Origin of the sequence: Aeromonas sp. 30P (genome assembly GCF_051919805.1) — a bacterium.
GTDB lineage: Bacteria > Pseudomonadota > Gammaproteobacteria > Enterobacterales > Aeromonadaceae > Aeromonas > Aeromonas veronii.
This window is the reverse complement of sequence record NZ_JBQBEA010000001.1, coordinates 2,785,925-2,800,900: the sequence shown is the minus strand read 5'-3', so window position 1 is coordinate 2,800,900 and position 14,976 is coordinate 2,785,925. Positions and strand designations below refer to the sequence as shown.

Below are 14,976 nucleotides of genomic sequence, written 5' to 3'. Positions count from 1 at the left end.
GGTGGACTCCTTATTGCCACTGACGATGGTAGGCACCGAGGGTAGTCTGGCTACCTTCGGAGACGCGGGCGAGCTGGGCATCCCACTCAGCTTTAACCTGATAGGCCTCGGGATTGGCCTGATAGGCATCGATGGCTGCACGCCAGACCCGGGTCACCTGCTCCACATAGGCGGGGCTGCGCTGGCGCCCTTCAATCTTGACCGACTGGATACCGGTCTTGAACAGCTCGGGCAGGAGACCCAGGGTATTGAGACTGGTGGGCTCTTCCAGCGCGTGGTAGGTCTGGCCATCCACGTCGAAACGCCCTTTGCACAGGGTCGGATAGCCAGCATTTTCGCCCGGGCCATAGCGGTCGATCAGCACCTCGTTGAGCCGCGACTCGAGACCATTCGGGGTCTCTTCCCAACGGACGAACTTGGCCGGTGAGCAGGCGCCGACGGTGTTGGGACTCTCGCCAGTCATGTAGGAGGAGAGATAGCAGCGCCCCTCGGCCATGATGCATAGGCTGCCAAAAGCGAATACCTCAAGGCCAACATCGGTCTCGCGGGCCAGCTGCTTGACCTGATGCATGGAGAGCACCCGGGGCAGCACCACCCGTGTGACATTGAATTGCTGCTGATAGAAGCGAATGGCGGCGGCATTGGTGGCGCTGGCCTGCACCGAGACATGGAGTTCCATCTCGGGGTAGTGGCGGCTGGCATATTCCAGCACGGCGAGGTCGGCGATGATCAATGCATCGGCGCCAAGGGCTACCCCGCGATCAACCGCCTGTTTCCATCGCGCATCGGCCCCGGGATGGGCAAAGGTATTGATGGCAATATGCAGCTTGCGACCATGTTGATGCACATAATCCACCGCCTTATCCAGTTTGCTGTCGGTAAAGTTGAGACCGGCAAAGTGGCGGGCATTGGTGTCATCCTTGAAACCGATATAAACGGCATCGGCCCCGTTATCCACGGCGGTTTTCAGTGCCGGCAAACTGCCTGCCGGACAGAGTAATTCCATTGGTACGCTCCGAGAGTGCATATGAAGGGCAAACGAGCCTGATTGTATGCAGTCATGCACTCCCGCTTTTTGACCTGAGGCAGCTTTGTGTGGCTTTACCCTTCTTGAGGTAACCCTGCACAAGTTTGATTTCCAACAGGATCTTGCCACTCTCCCTGTGTTTGAATGCGCAAAAAAGGGAGTCTATCGTGTTTCAACAACTGCAACGCCGCCTGGTCGAACAGGCTCCGCGCTTCTTGCGCCATCCCCTCAAGCTTGTTCCCTTCAATCTGCAAAAGCAGCTGATGGAGAGTTTGCTGGCCCGTGTTTTCAAAGAGGCTATCGAAGATGACGATTTCGAGTTTCTGGCAGACAAGTGGCTGAAAGTCGAAGTCTCTGATCTGGAGCTGTGCTGGTTTATCAGTGAGCAGAATGGCCAGCTGGTGGTGGCTCGCGAGTGTGACAAGGCCGATGTCTGCTTCAGCGGTACCGCCAACGACCTGATCCTCATCGCTGGTCGCAAAGAGGATCCGGATTCGCTCTTTTTCCAGCGCAAGCTGAAGATAGAAGGGGATACCGAACTGGGTCTTGAGGTGAAAAATCTGATGGACAGTCTGGATCTCGATGGCTTGCCAAGCCTGATGAAGTATCCCCTGATGGATCTGGCGACGTTTATCGAACGCGCCCGCACCGAGTCAGCGCAGGCTCCGGTGCAGACGGTGCCGGGCGGGATCCCGTCTTAAGTGGGCAATCACCCCATGGGCATGGCGACGATAATGGTGCCGTGCCCAGAGGCAACGACAGGCCCACAGACAGGGCACCAAGGCGATGAGTGCCGCAGGGGCGGGCAGCTGTGACATGGCCAGCCCCGCAGCCAGCCAGATGAAGGGCTGCGCTTCATACAGCCACTCCGGCTGCAGCCAGCGTTTGGTCGGAAAGATAATCAGATCGGTACGCCGGTAGCTGGAACGCATCATCCAGGTCACCGCTCCGGCGATAAACAGCAAGGCGCCTGCAAACCAGAGCAGGGGCTGTTCACTCAACGTAATCATGGCAATGGCTGCCAGCAGATAGAGGCTGGGCAATCTCTCATAGATAAAGGGAGGAAGCATGGCGTGGTGTCTCCTGTGCCGTTTATCGGATATCCATCAAGTTTAGTCCCCCCCTCTCACTTCCCTCATGCTGGTTTGTTATACAAACGGGTGGTTTTGTTCTGAAATGGCTCGGCTTTTACGGTGCCAACATCGTGTTCTCTTATGTTACAATTACGCGCCATTTTTGACTGAAGATTGACTGGGCATGTTGGATCAGATTCGTATCGTTTTGGTAAACACCTCTCATACCGGCAACATGGGGTCTGCGGCACGTGCCATGAAGACCATGGGGTTGACCCAGCTGGTATTGGTTGATCCGCAAGCCTTGCCGGATGACAATGCCTTCGCCCTGGCTGCTGGTGCCAGCGATGTGCTTGCCAATGCCCGTATCGTCCCGACACTGGACGACGCGATCGCCGATTGTGGTCTGGTGATTGGCACCAGCGCCCGCTCTCGAACCCTGAGCTGGCCCATGCTCGATCCCCGTGAGGCCGGCGAAAAGTCGGTGGTTGAGGGGATGCAGCACCCGGTTGCGCTGGTGTTTGGTCGTGAGCGCACCGGTCTCACCAACGACGAATTGCAAAAGTGCCACTACCACGTGGCCATTCCGGCCAATCCTGATTACAGCTCTCTCAATCTGGCCATGGCGGTGCAGACCCTCTGTTACGAAGTGCGGATGCGCTGGCTACAGGGGCAGGCCGCCGAGCCTGAAGAGGAGATGGCCTATCCGAGTGCCGCCCAGCTGGAAGGGTTTTATCAGCACCTGGAACAAACCCTGATGAAGACCGGTTTTATTGCCGATGATCATCCGGGTCATGTGATGAGCAAGCTGCGTCGCCTGTTCAATCGGGCTCGGCCGGAAGCAGCTGAGCTCAACATTCTGCGCGGTATTCTGACCTCGGTGCAGAAAGCGCGCGTACCGGATTAATCCGACTGATTTACTCAACCATATACTTGACTGATTTGGTCGGGTATGTGACCATGTGCCCCATTAAATTGCTTCGCAAGACGGTAAGGCACATGAGACTGACTTCAAAAGGACGTTACGCTGTAACCGCCATGCTCGACGTGGCGCTGCATGCAGAGCAGGGGCCCGTCCCCCTTGCCGATATTTCCGAGCGCCAGGGCATCTCGTTGTCCTATCTCGAGCAGCTCTTTGCCCGCCTGCGCAAACATGGTCTGGTGAGCAGTGTGCGTGGCCCGGGCGGTGGTTATCGCCTCGGTTTGGCCCCAGGCGAGATTTCGGTTGGTCAGGTGATCACCGCGGTCGATGAGTCGGTCGATGCTACCAAGTGCCTCGGCAAGGGCGGCTGCCACGGCGGTACCCAGTGCCTGACTCACTCCCTGTGGCGTGATCTGAGTGAGCGGATCTCCAGCTTCCTCGGGGATATCACCCTGGCCGAGCTGGTACGCCAGGCCGATGTGCGCCGGATTGCCGGCAAGCAAGATGAACAAATGAAGACCGTGTTGTCCCTGGTTGAACGGGCAGAACACGGCGATGTGAGCTTGAAAGTCCAACTATAAACGTGCTTTCCACAGCGGGACTCTGTATGACCCGGACTGTGACGGAGAAAAACATGAAACTGCCTATTTACCTTGATTATTCGGCAACCTGTCCGGTGGACCCGCGTGTCGCAGAAAAAATGATGCAGTGTCTCACCATGGATGGCCTGTTCGGCAATCCGGCTTCCCGTTCTCACCGCTTTGGCTGGCAAGCCGAGGAGGCGGTGGATCTGGCCCGTAATCAAGTGGCAGATCTGATCGGTGCCGATCCCCGCGAGATCGTCTTCACTTCCGGTGCGACCGAATCCAATAACCTGGCCATCAAGGGTGTTGCCCACTTCTATGCCAGCAAGGGCAAGCACATCATCACCTCCAAGACCGAACACAAGGCGGTGCTCGATACCTGTCGCCAGCTGGAGCGTGAAGGGTTCGAGGTGACCTATCTTGAGCCGATGCCCAACGGCCTGTTCACTATCGAGATGATCGAGAATGCCATGCGTGATGACACCATCCTGGTCAGCATCATGCATGTGAACAACGAAATCGGCGTGGTTCAGAACATTGCCGCCATCGGCGAGTTGTGCCGTTCCCGCAAGATCCTGCTGCACGTGGATGCCGTTCAGAGTGTGGGCAAGATCCCGGTAGATGTGGAAGCACTGAAAGTGGATCTGCTCTCCGTCTCTGCGCACAAGGTGTATGGTCCTAAAGGGATTGGTGCACTGTTTGTTCGTCGCAAACCCCGCGTTCGTCTGGAAGCCCAGATGCACGGTGGCGGCCACGAGCGCGGCATGCGTTCCGGTACTCTGCCGACCCATCAGATCGTCGGGATGGGCGAAGCTTTCCGCATTGCCAAAGAAGAGATGGTGAGTGAAGGCGAGCGTATCTTGGCACTGCGTCAGCGTCTGTGGAATGGCATCAAGGATATTGAAGCCGTCTACATCAATGGCGATCTGGAGCAACGTGTTCCGGGCAACCTCAACGTCAGCTTTGCCTATGTGGAAGGGGAATCCCTCATCATGGCGCTGAAAGATTTGGCGGTCTCTTCCGGTTCGGCCTGTACCTCCGCCAGCCTGGAACCTTCCTATGTGCTGCGCGCACTGGGTCTGAACGACGAGCTGGCACACAGCTCCATCCGTTTCAGCATGGGTCGCTTCACCACCGAGGAAGAGATTGACTACGCGGTCAAGCTTATTCGTGACTCCATCGGTCGTCTGCGCGAGATGTCCCCTCTGTGGGAGATGTACAAAGACGGCGTCGATCTGAACACGGTCGAATGGGCTCATCACTGATCTATCTGGTCAGTGAGCAACAGAATTAGCAGGAGTGAGATATGGCTTACAGTGAAAAAGTAATCGACCACTACGAGAATCCTCGCAACGTCGGTGGTTTCGACAAGAATGATCCCAGCGTTGCAACCGGCATGGTCGGTGCGCCCGCTTGTGGCGACGTGATGAAGCTGCAACTGAAGATCAGCGACGAAGGCATCATCGAAGATGCCAAGTTCAAGACCTACGGTTGCGGTTCTGCCATCGCCTCCAGCTCCCTGGTGACCGAATGGGTCAAGGGTAAGACCCTGGACGAAGCAGCTGGCATCAAGAACACCGATATCGCTGAAGAGCTGGCCCTGCCACCGGTGAAGATCCACTGCTCCATTCTGGCTGAGGACGCCATCAAGGCCGCCATCGCCGATTACAAGCAGAAGAAAGGTCTCTAAGCGCCGGAGAGCAGTATGGCTATTACCATGACAGATGCCGCCGCGGCACGGGTTTCCTCTTTTCTGGCTAACCGGGGCAAGGGCATTGGCCTGCGCCTCGGCGTCAAAACCACCGGCTGCTCCGGTCTGGCCTACGTGCTTGAGTTCGTTGATGAACTGACCGATGAGGATCAGGTGTTCGAGCAGCAGGGCGTCAAGATTATTGTCGATGCTAAGAGCCTGATCCATCTGGATGGCACCGAGCTGGATTTCGTCAAGGAGGGCCTCAACGAGGGCTTCCAGTTCAACAATCCCAACGCCAAAGGCGAGTGTGGTTGCGGCGAAAGCTTCAGTGTCTGAGATGTTTGACGTCAATGATCCTTCGTCTGTGGTTGAGCGGGTCGCCCATGACCCGTTCAACCACATCTCATTTGCCAGGGGCGAGTGAGGTTGTGGCGAACGTTTCCAAGAGGTTTGCATGAATCATTTCGAGCTGTTTGGGCTGGTTGAAGGCTTCGAGCTCGATACCCGTCAGTTGGCTGATACCTACCGCCAGCTGCAAACCCAATTCCATCCTGATCGTTTTGCCACCGCCCCCGAACGGGAGCAGCTGGCTGCGGTGCAACGTGCCGCCCAGATCAACGAAGCATTCACCATCCTCAAGGCGCCGCTGCGCCGTGCAGAATATCTGCTCTCCCTGCGTGGCACCGATATCCGTGGTGAACAGCAGACTCTGCAAGATACCGCGTTTCTGATGCAGCAGCTGGAGTGGCGCGAGCGTCTGGCCGATCTGAAAGATGACGCAGACCCTGAGCGCGCCATCAAGGATTTTCGCAGCGAGATCAGGCATGATCACCAGATGTTGATGCAGCAGCTGACCGAGTCTCTTGCCGCCGGCAAAGATCTCGTTGCCGCTGATTGCGTTCGCAAACTCAAGTTTGTCGACAAGCTCCTCGAAGAGCTGGAACGATTCGAAGACTCGCTTCTCGAGTCTTGATCCTTTAACGCTGGAAGTTTCATTACCCATGGCATTACTGCAAATCGCCGAACCCGGCCAGAGCGCTGTACCTCATCAGCACAAACGTGCCGTCGGCATCGATCTCGGCACCACCAACTCTCTCGTCGCTGCGGTTCGCAGCGGTCACGCCGATACCCTTTGCGATGAGCAAGGGCGCGACCTGCTCCCGTCAGTCGTGCACTATCAAAGCGACGCCATTCGAGTGGGGATTGATGCCAAGCGCGAAGCGGCGCTCGATCCTCACAACACCATCGTCTCGGTCAAACGGATGATGGGCAAGGCGCTGGCCGATATCGATACCCGCCAGCAGCCTTACCAGTTTGTTGCCGCCGACAATGGCATGCCGCAACTGCAAACCCGTCAGGGGTTGGTCAATCCGGTGCAGGTATCGGCCGAAATTCTCAAAAAGCTGGCCGAGCGTGGCGCCCAGACACTCGGGGGCGATCTCGATGGCGTGGTCATTACCGTGCCCGCCTATTTCGATGATGCCCAGCGTCAGGGCACCAAGGATGCGGCCCGTCTGGCCGGTCTGCACGTGCTGCGGCTGCTCAACGAGCCGACCGCAGCCGCGATTGCCTATGGCCTTGACTCCGGTCAGGAAGGGGTGATCGCGGTTTACGATCTGGGGGGCGGCACCTTCGATATATCCATCCTGCGTCTGCACCGCGGTGTGTTTGAAGTGATGGCGACCGGCGGCGATTCCGCCCTCGGCGGTGATGATTTTGATCACCTGCTGGCGGACTGGATCAAGGAGCAAGCGGGCCTCTCCGGCGAGCTGGATGCCCATCTGCAGCGCGAGCTGCTGGATGTGGCCGCTGTCGTCAAACACGGCCTGACCGATGCCGAGCAGGTGGCGTGCACCTTTGCTGGCTGGCAGGGTTCAGTGAGCCGTAGCCAGTTTGATGAACTCATCACCCCGCTGGTGAAACGGACCTTGCTGGCTTGTCGCCGCGCCCTGCGCGATGCCGGTCTCGAGCAGGTGGAAGTGTTGGAAGTGGTGATGGTCGGTGGCTCCACCCGGGTGCCGCTGGTGCGTGAACTGGTGGGTGATTTCTTCCAGCGTACGCCGCTGACCAGCATCGATCCGGACAAGGTGGTCGCCATTGGCGCCGCCATCCAGGCCGATATTCTGGTGGGCAACAAGCCCGATGCAGAGATGCTGCTGCTGGACGTTATCCCCTTGTCGCTGGGTCTGGAGACCATGGGTGGCCTCGCCGAGAAGGTGATCCCGCGCAACACCACCATCCCGGTTGCCCGCGCCCAGGAGTTCACCACCTTCAAGGATGGTCAGACCGCCATGGCCATTCACGTGGTACAAGGTGAGCGCGAACTGGTGGCCGATTGCCGCTCCCTGGCCCGCTTTACCCTGACCGGTATTCCGCCGATGGCAGCCGGCGCCGCCCATATTCGCGTCACCTTCCAGGTGGATGCGGATGGTCTGCTCTCGGTCAGCGCCATGGAGAAATCCTCCGGCGTGCAGGCCGAGATCCAGGTCAAGCCCTCTTATGGGCTGGCGGAGCAGGATATCCTCAACATGCTGAGTGCCTCCATCGAGAACGCCCAGCAGGATATGGATGCCCGCATGCTGGCCGAGCAGCAGGTTGAAGCCGACCGGGTGGTCGAGAGTCTCAATGCGGCGCTGGCCGCCGATGGCGATGCCCTGCTCAATGCTGCCGAGCGTGCCGAGATTGATGCCGCCATCGCCCATCTGCTGACCATGCGCAACAGCGGCGCAACCCATCAAATCAAAGAAGCCATTGAGGCAGCCGATGCTGTCAGTGGCGAGTTTGCAGCCCGCCGGATGGACGCCTCCATCCGCAAGGTGCTGACCGGACAAAACGTCAACAAGGTGTAATATGCCAAAACTGATCATTCTTCCTCATCCCGTACTCTGTCCGGATGGCGCCGCCCTCGAGGGGCAAAGCGGCGAGACCATTCTGGATGTGGCGCTGCGCAACGGTATCGAAATCGAGCACGCCTGCGAGAAATCCTGTGCCTGCACTACCTGCCACTGCGTAGTGCGCGAGGGCTTTGACTCGCTCGAGCCAAGCGACGAGCTGGAAGACGACATGCTGGACAAGGCGTGGGGGTTGGAGCCGGAATCGCGCCTCAGCTGCCAGGCAAAACTGGCGGACGAGGATCTGGTGGTGGAACTGCCCAAGTACACCCTGAACCTTGCCTCTGAACGCCATTAATTACACATGAGTGAATTGCACGTGCAGCATCCTGTGGTGCTTCAGTGATATGGTGGAAGGCCGTGACCCTCGGGGGCACGGCCTTTTTGTATTCGTTATTCTCTCTTTGCCAATAAGCTCTTTCCCATAAAGAGTGCTTATTCATAGTGCCAGTAAAAAGGAAGCAAACACGATGGCTGACATGATGAAGGTAGCGTTATCCACCCAGGCTGCGGCCGCCTATTGGGGCGAGGGCGCCCAGCTCAGTTTCAATGGCGACGAGGCACTGATCCATCTTGGTGCCGCCAGTCAGGAGAAGGATGTTCTGCGCACCGTTCAGCGCGCCGCCCGTCGCCTCGAATCGAGCGGGATCAAGCGGGTGACGCTGGTCGGTGAAGGCTGGGATCTGGAGAGTCGCTACGCGTTCGCCCAGGGGTTCTACGCCGCCAAGGGTGCGCGTGAACTGGATTTCGGCCAGCAGAGCGACGCGGAAGCCCGTGAACTGGATGCGCTGCTCAAGGCGGCTCGCTGGGTACGTGACATCACCAATGGCTGTCCGGAAGAGATCTACCCCATGAGTCTGGCGGAATCGGCCCTGTTGCTCATTCGTGGTATCGCCGGGGATAAGGTTACTGCCCGCATCACCGCCGGTGAAGCGCTGCGTGAGTCCGGCCATATCGGGATCTGGTCGGTTGGCCGTGGCAGCGAGCGCGAGCCTGTGCTGCTGGAGCTTGACTACAACCCGACCGGTGATCGCAATGCGCCCGTGGTGGCGGCGCTGGTGGGCAAGGGGATCACTTTTGATTCCGGTGGCTACTCCATGAAGTCCTCTGACAACATGCTGCCGATGAAGTCCGATATGGGGGGCGCAGCCATGGTGACCGGCGCACTGGCGCTGGCTATCAGCCGCGGCCTGAACCAGCGGGTGAAGCTCATTCTCTGCTGCGCCGAGAACCTGGTCTCCGGCCACGCCTTCAAGCTGGGCGACATCCTCACCTACAAGAACGGCATCTCGGTCGAGATCCAGAACACCGATGCGGAAGGTCGTCTGGTACTGGCCGATGGCCTGATGGCGGCCTCCGACAGCGGTGCAGCTTATATCCTTGACGCAGCCACCCTGACCGGCGCCGCCAAGATGGCGCTGGGCCGCGACTACAATGCGGTGTTTGCCCTCGATGAGACCGAACAGCTGCGTGCGCTGGCCGCCGCCAAGGTGGAAAACGAACAGGCGTGGGCGCTGCCGCTGGAACCCTGGCATGCCAGCCAGCTCACCTCGGCCTTTGCCGATCTGGGCAACGTCGCCTCAGCCGAAGGCACGGCCGGTGCCACCACGGCTGCAGCGTTCCTTTCCCGCTTCGTGCGCGATGAGGGCAAAGGCTGGGTGCACCTGGATCTGGCGGCCTCTTATCAGAAATCGGGCAACGATCTCTGGGCGACCGGTGCCAAGGGGCACGGTCTGCGCACCATCGCACGTTGGCTGCAGGAGGTGACCGCATGAATGTCTGGTTAAGTCGTGAATTTGCACCGGCCGAGTGGGGGGAGGGGGCGCTGCTCTCTCACCGTGCCGACGGCATGGTGATCCATCTGGTGACGGCCAATCCGCTGCTCGATATCCAGCAGGCGGCCCGTCGCCTCTGCCAGCAGGGGATCCAGAAAGTGACCCTGGCTGGTCACTGGGAGCGTGAACAGCAGTGGGCTTTTGCCCAAGGGCTGCAAACCCCCAAGGCGGAGGTGCAACTGCAGTGGGCCATGTCCTCGGAAGAGGACAGAGAGGAGCTGGAAGCGCGTTGGCTCTGCGGCCGCTGGGTGCGCGAGATGACCAATGCCACCCCGGAGCAGTTGGGCCCGCTGGAGCTGGCGGTGGAAGCTGCCTCCTTTATTACCGAGCTGGCGCCGGACAAGGTGAGTCATCGCATTTTGAAAGGCGAAGCGCTGCAACAGGCGGGCTGGGTCGGCCTCTATCAGGTGGGCCGCGGCAGTGCGCGCGAACCGGTATTGCTGGAGCTCGACTTCAACCCGGGGCGTGACCCCAAGGCGCCGGTAGCGGCAGCGCTGGTGGGCAAGGGGATCACCTTTGACTCCGGCGGCTACTCCATGAAGAGCTCCGAGGGGATGCTCACCATGAAGTGCGACATGGGGGGCGCGGCGATTGTCACCGGTGCGCTGGCGCTGGCCATGCTGCGCGGGCTCGACAAGCGGGTGAAGCTGATCCTCTGCTGCGCCGAGAACCTGGTCTCCGGCCATGCCTACAAGCTGGGCGACATCCTCACCTACAAGAACGGTACCACGGTCGAGATTGTGAATACCGATGCCGAGGGGCGGCTGGTGCTGGCCGACGGCCTGCAACTGGCGAGCGAGTCCGGCGCACCGCTGATCATCGATGCCGCGACCCTGACTGGCGCAGCCGTGATGGCGCTGGGTGGGCGCTACAATGCTCTGTTCGGCCTCGATAAAGGGCTGGTAAGCCGAGCCATGACCTATGCCGATGCCGAGCATGAGCCAGCCTGGCCGCTGCCGCTGGAGCCCTGGCACCGCCAGCAGTGCCCCTCCCATTACGCCGACACGGCCAACAGCCGTCCGGTGAAGGGGGGCGGGCCGGGTGGCGCCTCCAACGCTGCGGGTTTCCTCTCCCGTTTCGTTGCCAACGAAGGGATGGGCTGGTTGCATATCGATCTGGCCGCCTGCTTCAGTGACAACGGCGATGCCCTCTGGGCTCCGGGGGCCAATACCCTGGGGATGCGCACCATAGCGCGGGCCTTGCTGGCGGAAGCCAAATAGGCGAGACAAGGCACCTTCGGGTGCCTTTTTCATGCTGTTCGAATTGTGAACAAAAGATGGGGTTTTGGCGGCTTAAGGTAACTATCGTGCGCAAGCGCACATATTTTCCGGCTCTGCTCGGTCAAGATGAGTGTGGATGTTGATTGCAAGGGAGTGATGTTTAATAAAAAGTTGCTTGTTTGTGTGTTTTTCCGGTTTTTGTTTACGTATAATCGCCAGCGAACATGGATTCTAACAATAAAACTCTGTAGTTAAGGAAAGATATCAATGGCCATCGAACGTACCTTCTCTATCGTTAAACCGGATGCTGTCAGCAAGAACCTGATCGGTGCCATCTATAGCCGTTTCGAAAGCGCAGGCTTGAAAGTGGTGGCATCCAAAATGCTGCACATGAGCAGTGAACAGGCTGCCGGTTTCTATGCCGAGCATCAGGGCAAGCCTTTTTATGACAATCTGGTCAGCTTCATGACCTCTGGCCCTGTCATGGTGCAGGTGCTGGAAGGGGAAGACGCCATTCGTCGCAATCGCGAGATCATGGGGGCTACCAACCCGAAAGAGGCGCTGGCTGGTACCTTGCGTGCCTGTTATGCCGAGAGCATCGATCGCAACGCAGTACATGGCTCCGATGCACCGGCATCCGCAGCCCGCGAAATTGCCTACTTCTTCTCTGACAACGAGATCTGCCCGCGCGGCTGATTCTTGTGGATGATGACCCAAGGGAGCCTCGGCTCCCTTTGTTGTTTTCGCCGTTTACGCAATATCCCTCTATTCTCCAGGTGGAAAGCCAGACCCATTATTTGTACAATGCCGCCCCCTGACGTCGTCAGCCAATAATTGATGAAGTGTTTGAACTGAGGCCATTGATGAGCGAAACAAAAATCAACCTGCTGGATCTTGATCGGGATGCCATGCGTGCCTTTTTCGTCGAACTGGGCGAGAAGCCATTCCGGGCAGATCAGGTCATGAAGTGGATCTATCACTTTGGGTGTGATGATTTCGATCAGATGACCAACGTCAACAAGGTGCTTAAAGAGCGCCTCAAGGCGATCGCCGAGATCAAGGCTCCCGAGATCAGCCGCGAGCAGCGCTCTGCCGATGGCACCATCAAGTGGGCTCTGCAGGTGGGCGATCAGGAGGTAGAAACCGTCTACATCCCGGAAGATGACCGCGCGACCCTCTGCGTCTCCTCTCAAGTTGGCTGTGCGCTGGAGTGCAAGTTCTGCTCCACGGCTCAACAAGGCTTCAACCGCAATCTGAAAGTCTCCGAGATCATCGGTCAGGTGTGGCGTGCTGCCCGTGTGGTCGGTGGCAAGCGTCCCATCACCAACGTGGTGATGATGGGGATGGGCGAGCCGCTGCTCAACCTCGCCAACGTGGTGCCCGCCATGCGTCTGATGATGGATGACTACGGCTTTGGCATCTCCAAGCGCCGGGTGACCATCTCTACCTCTGGCGTGGTACCGGCGCTGGACAAGCTGGGTGACCAGATCGACGTGGCGCTGGCTATCTCCCTGCACGCCCCGAACGACAAGCTGCGCTCCGAGATCATGCCGATCAACGACAAGTACAACATCGAGGAGTTCCTCGCCGGTGTCCGTCGTTACCTGGCCAAATCCAATGCCAACGGTGGTCGGGTGACCGTCGAGTATGTGCTGCTCGATCATATCAATGACGATATGCAGCATGCTCACGAGCTGGCCAAGGTGCTCAAGGACACTCCGAGCAAGATCAACCTGATCCCGTTCAACCCCTTCCCGGGCAATCCTTACGGCAAGCCGAGCAACAGCCGTATCGATCGCTTTTCCAAGGTGCTGATGGAGTACGGTTTCACCGTGATTGTCCGCAAGACCCGTGGTGATGACATCGATGCCGCCTGTGGTCAGCTGGTGGGTGACGTGATTGACCGTACCAAGCGAACTATCAAAAATCGGATGCAACAGGATGGGATTTCCGTCAAAATGGTTTAAATGCTAAGCCATTGTATAGACAGGGAATGGATACACGTACATTGATCGTAGTGGCAGCGCTCTGCGCGCTGCCAGGCTGTGTGACCGAGACCACTTACGCTGGCCAGAACTCGACCCAGCGTGAAGTGGGTCCTGACCTCAAGGCGGCTGCCCAAACCCGCCTCGACCTGGGTATCCAGTACCTGCGTCAGGGCAATGCCGAGCAGGCCAAGTTCAATCTTGACCGCGCCCTCCAGTATGACCCCTCCAACCCCCAGACCCAGATCGGTTTTGCCTACTTTTACCAGAAGGTAGGAGATTTCAAGGCAGCCGAGACCCATTACAAGAACGCACTTGCCATGGATCCGTCCAATGCTGACGCAATGAACAACTATGGTGCCTTCCTCTGTGATCGCGGCAGGTATGCCGAGGCAGATCAGGCGTTCAACCAGGCTGTTATTCAGCCAGGCTACGTAAAAATTGCCGATACCTATGAAAATGCGGCACTTTGTGCGCTGCAAAATCGCAGAAATGATAAAGCAGGCGAGTACTATCGCCTGGCCTTGGGGTATAATCCCCGCAATCCAGGGTTATTGCTGGACTTGGCCGAGCTTTCCATGAAAGATGGCAAGCTGCCTGATGTGCAGTCCTACCTCGCCCGTTTTGCCGATGTGTCAGACGAGAACGAGGAGAGTCTCTGGTTGAGACTTCGGCTGGCACAGGCGATGGACAAGCCGGCATTACTTCACCAATTCGGGACTGAGCTGGTAAGGCAATATCCCACTTCGCAACAAGCCAAGCGTTATTTAGCCAATGACTATTGAACAGCAACACGATTTCCAAGACGACTCCCAGGCAGTAGGCCCAGGCCAATTGCTGCGCAACGCCCGTGAACAGCTTGGCTGGACACGAGAACAGGTTGCGTCCCGCATTCACCTTCGTCTGACCCTGATCGCCGCTATCGAATCGGATACCTACGACAAGCACACCTCCCATACCTTTATTCGGGGCTATCTGCGTACCTATGCCAAGCTGGTCGGGATCCCCGACGAGACCATTCTGGCTGCTTACGACAAGCTGGGTCTGACTCCTCCCGACAATATCGACATGCAGAGCTTCTCCCGTCGCTCCCGCCAGCAAGCCAACGACAGTCGGCTCAAGGTGGTGACCTGGCTGGTGATCCTGGTGTTGATTGCGCTCTCGGTCGCCTGGTGGTGGCAGAGTACTTCACGCCGCTCCGCCGGTGATGAAGCGCTGGCAGCCACCGAGATGAGTGCAACCGGTTCGACTCCGGCTGAACCTGCTATCACGCCGCCCGATGCGATCAACACCGCTCCGGTGGAAGGCGCTACCATCGCACCGGCCGCCACGGACGTGGCTGCCCCTGCAGTGGTCTCTGATGCGACGGCTACCCTGGCGCCTGCTTCTGCGGCTGTTGCCCCGACCGATGTCAGTGCGGCTGTCGGCACTGCGACCGATGCAGCGGTATCCGGCGCCAATGGCACTGAATCTGAAGAGGCTGTCGTTGATCCGGCGACTGCGCCGCAACTGAAGATGAGCTTCACCGCCGATTGCTGGCTGGATGTGAAGGATGCCAACGGCAAGACCCTGTTCAGTGGTCTGAAGAAGGCCAACGACGAGCTGGTGCTGGAAGGCGCCGAGCCCCTGAAGTTCATCATTGGCGCGCCCATGGCCGTCAAGCTTGACTACAAGGGTCAGTCGTTTGATATGAGCCGTTACAACAACGGTCGTACAGCCCGCTTCTCACTGCCGCAGGAGTAATCT

At 58.5% G+C, this 14,976-nt stretch carries 17 protein-coding genes; 15 read left to right on the top strand and 2 right to left on the bottom strand.

Going from position 1 to position 14,976, the window contains the following annotated elements:
* Window positions 1–10: 10 nt before the first annotated feature.
* Entirely contained in the window at window positions 11–1,006 is a 996-nt protein-coding gene (gene ubiU / locus ACTG2B_RS12985; RefSeq protein WP_439996018.1) for a ubiquinone anaerobic biosynthesis protein UbiU, read from the bottom strand.
* Between the two features lie 188 nt (window positions 1,007–1,194).
* Here ubiU and ubiT point away from each other — a divergent pair, with 188 nt between their 5' ends.
* The gene (gene ubiT, locus ACTG2B_RS12980) at window positions 1,195–1,728 is read left to right on the top strand and encodes a ubiquinone anaerobic biosynthesis accessory factor UbiT (RefSeq protein ID WP_439996016.1); all 534 of its coding nucleotides are present in this window, start codon (window positions 1,195–1,197) and stop codon (window positions 1,726–1,728) included.
* Here the strand turns inward: ubiT and ACTG2B_RS12975 are convergent.
* Entirely contained in the window at window positions 1,681–2,097 is a 417-nt protein-coding gene (locus ACTG2B_RS12975) for a hypothetical protein (RefSeq protein WP_323891968.1), read from the bottom strand. The two genes, ubiT and ACTG2B_RS12975, sit on opposite strands and share 48 nt — an antisense overlap.
* 187 nt (window positions 2,098–2,284) lie before the next feature.
* Here ACTG2B_RS12975 and trmJ point away from each other — a divergent pair, with 187 nt between their 5' ends.
* The 14 genes from trmJ (at window position 2,285) to rodZ (ending at window position 14,973) form a co-directional block, all read left to right on the top strand.
* Window positions 2,285–3,007 carry a tRNA (cytosine(32)/uridine(32)-2'-O)-methyltransferase TrmJ gene (trmJ, locus tag ACTG2B_RS12970; protein ID WP_127006452.1) on the top strand — a complete coding sequence of 241 codons (723 nt, stop codon included), beginning with the start codon at window positions 2,285–2,287 and terminating at the stop codon, window positions 3,005–3,007.
* Window positions 3,008–3,099: 92 nt separating this feature from the next.
* Window positions 3,100–3,603: a Fe-S cluster assembly transcriptional regulator IscR gene (gene iscR / locus ACTG2B_RS12965; protein ID WP_100653984.1), complete on the top strand. Its 504-nt coding sequence runs from the start codon at window positions 3,100–3,102 to the stop codon at window positions 3,601–3,603.
* A 53-nt stretch (window positions 3,604–3,656) separates the two neighbouring features.
* The gene (locus tag ACTG2B_RS12960) at window positions 3,657–4,871 is read left to right on the top strand and encodes an IscS subfamily cysteine desulfurase (protein ID WP_013723838.1); all 1,215 of its coding nucleotides are present in this window, start codon (window positions 3,657–3,659) and stop codon (window positions 4,869–4,871) included.
* A 41-nt stretch (window positions 4,872–4,912) separates the two neighbouring features.
* On the top strand, window positions 4,913–5,296 hold the full coding sequence (iscU, locus tag ACTG2B_RS12955; protein WP_005333813.1) for a Fe-S cluster assembly scaffold IscU: 384 nt from the start codon (window positions 4,913–4,915) through the stop codon (window positions 5,294–5,296).
* A gap of 15 nt (window positions 5,297–5,311) precedes the next feature.
* Window positions 5,312–5,635 carry an iron-sulfur cluster assembly protein IscA gene (gene iscA / locus ACTG2B_RS12950; protein ID WP_005333812.1) on the top strand — a complete coding sequence of 108 codons (324 nt, stop codon included), beginning with the start codon at window positions 5,312–5,314 and terminating at the stop codon, window positions 5,633–5,635.
* Window positions 5,636–5,753: 118 nt separating this feature from the next.
* Window positions 5,754–6,272, top strand: coding sequence for a co-chaperone HscB (gene hscB, locus ACTG2B_RS12945; protein ID WP_371153950.1), 519 nt, complete (start codon window positions 5,754–5,756; stop codon window positions 6,270–6,272).
* Between the two features lie 28 nt (window positions 6,273–6,300).
* Complete coding sequence (hscA, locus tag ACTG2B_RS12940) at window positions 6,301–8,148, top strand: Fe-S protein assembly chaperone HscA (protein WP_323891964.1); 1,848 nt, start codon at window positions 6,301–6,303, stop codon at window positions 8,146–8,148.
* A 1-nt stretch (window position 8,149) separates the two neighbouring features.
* Window positions 8,150–8,488 carry an ISC system 2Fe-2S type ferredoxin gene (gene fdx, locus ACTG2B_RS12935; protein WP_005333808.1) on the top strand — a complete coding sequence of 113 codons (339 nt, stop codon included), beginning with the start codon at window positions 8,150–8,152 and terminating at the stop codon, window positions 8,486–8,488.
* Window positions 8,489–8,660: 172 nt separating this feature from the next.
* Window positions 8,661–9,965 carry an aminopeptidase PepB gene (gene pepB, locus ACTG2B_RS12930; RefSeq protein WP_058057390.1) on the top strand — a complete coding sequence of 435 codons (1,305 nt, stop codon included), beginning with the start codon at window positions 8,661–8,663 and terminating at the stop codon, window positions 9,963–9,965.
* A complete protein-coding gene (gene pepB, locus ACTG2B_RS12925; RefSeq protein ID WP_005359802.1) occupies window positions 9,962–11,245 on the top strand; it encodes an aminopeptidase PepB in 1,284 nt (427 codons plus the stop codon). Before pepB (ACTG2B_RS12930) ends, pepB (ACTG2B_RS12925) begins: the two co-directional genes overlap by 4 nt.
* Before the next feature lie 267 nt (window positions 11,246–11,512).
* On the top strand, window positions 11,513–11,941 hold the full coding sequence (gene ndk / locus ACTG2B_RS12920; protein WP_005333805.1) for a nucleoside-diphosphate kinase: 429 nt from the start codon (window positions 11,513–11,515) through the stop codon (window positions 11,939–11,941).
* Between the two features lie 167 nt (window positions 11,942–12,108).
* A complete protein-coding gene (locus tag ACTG2B_RS12915) occupies window positions 12,109–13,212 on the top strand; it encodes a bifunctional tRNA (adenosine(37)-C2)-methyltransferase TrmG/ribosomal RNA large subunit methyltransferase RlmN (RefSeq protein WP_005344856.1) in 1,104 nt (367 codons plus the stop codon).
* An 11-nt stretch (window positions 13,213–13,223) separates the two neighbouring features.
* On the top strand, window positions 13,224–14,015 hold the full coding sequence (gene tapF, locus ACTG2B_RS12910) for a PilW family type IVa pilus biogenesis/stability lipoprotein TapF (RefSeq protein ID WP_106844530.1): 792 nt from the start codon (window positions 13,224–13,226) through the stop codon (window positions 14,013–14,015).
* The gene (rodZ, locus tag ACTG2B_RS12905; RefSeq protein ID WP_159157089.1) at window positions 14,005–14,973 is read left to right on the top strand and encodes a cytoskeleton protein RodZ; all 969 of its coding nucleotides are present in this window, start codon (window positions 14,005–14,007) and stop codon (window positions 14,971–14,973) included. The genes tapF and rodZ overlap by 11 nt, the downstream gene beginning before the upstream one ends.
* The last annotated feature ends 3 nt before the right edge of the window (window positions 14,974–14,976 follow it).

What these genes read in the sequence shown, in the direction of transcription:
- ACTG2B_RS12960 (WP_013723838.1), top strand. Translation starts at nt 3,657, where the DNA reads ATGAAACTGCCTATTTACCTTGATTATTCGGCAACCTGTCCGGTGGAC.
- fdx (WP_005333808.1), top strand. Translation starts at nt 8,150, where the DNA reads ATGCCAAAACTGATCATTCTTCCTCATCCCGTACTCTGTCCGGATGGC.
- ACTG2B_RS12975 (WP_323891968.1), bottom strand. Translation starts at nt 2,097, where the DNA reads ATGCTTCCTCCCTTTATCTATGAGAGATTGCCCAGCCTCTATCTGCTG.
- trmJ (WP_127006452.1), top strand. Translation starts at nt 2,285, where the DNA reads ATGTTGGATCAGATTCGTATCGTTTTGGTAAACACCTCTCATACCGGC.
- iscR (WP_100653984.1), top strand. Translation starts at nt 3,100, where the DNA reads ATGAGACTGACTTCAAAAGGACGTTACGCTGTAACCGCCATGCTCGAC.
- ndk (WP_005333805.1), top strand. Translation starts at nt 11,513, where the DNA reads ATGGCCATCGAACGTACCTTCTCTATCGTTAAACCGGATGCTGTCAGC.
- iscA (WP_005333812.1), top strand. Translation starts at nt 5,312, where the DNA reads ATGGCTATTACCATGACAGATGCCGCCGCGGCACGGGTTTCCTCTTTT.
- pepB (WP_058057390.1), top strand. Translation starts at nt 8,661, where the DNA reads ATGGCTGACATGATGAAGGTAGCGTTATCCACCCAGGCTGCGGCCGCC.
- pepB (WP_005359802.1), top strand. Translation starts at nt 9,962, where the DNA reads ATGAATGTCTGGTTAAGTCGTGAATTTGCACCGGCCGAGTGGGGGGAG.
- rodZ (WP_159157089.1), top strand. Translation starts at nt 14,005, where the DNA reads ATGACTATTGAACAGCAACACGATTTCCAAGACGACTCCCAGGCAGTA.
- hscB (WP_371153950.1), top strand. Translation starts at nt 5,754, where the DNA reads ATGAATCATTTCGAGCTGTTTGGGCTGGTTGAAGGCTTCGAGCTCGAT.
- iscU (WP_005333813.1), top strand. Translation starts at nt 4,913, where the DNA reads ATGGCTTACAGTGAAAAAGTAATCGACCACTACGAGAATCCTCGCAAC.
- ubiU (WP_439996018.1), bottom strand. Translation starts at nt 1,006, where the DNA reads ATGGAATTACTCTGTCCGGCAGGCAGTTTGCCGGCACTGAAAACCGCC.
- hscA (WP_323891964.1), top strand. Translation starts at nt 6,301, where the DNA reads ATGGCATTACTGCAAATCGCCGAACCCGGCCAGAGCGCTGTACCTCAT.
- ACTG2B_RS12915 (WP_005344856.1), top strand. Translation starts at nt 12,109, where the DNA reads ATGAGCGAAACAAAAATCAACCTGCTGGATCTTGATCGGGATGCCATG.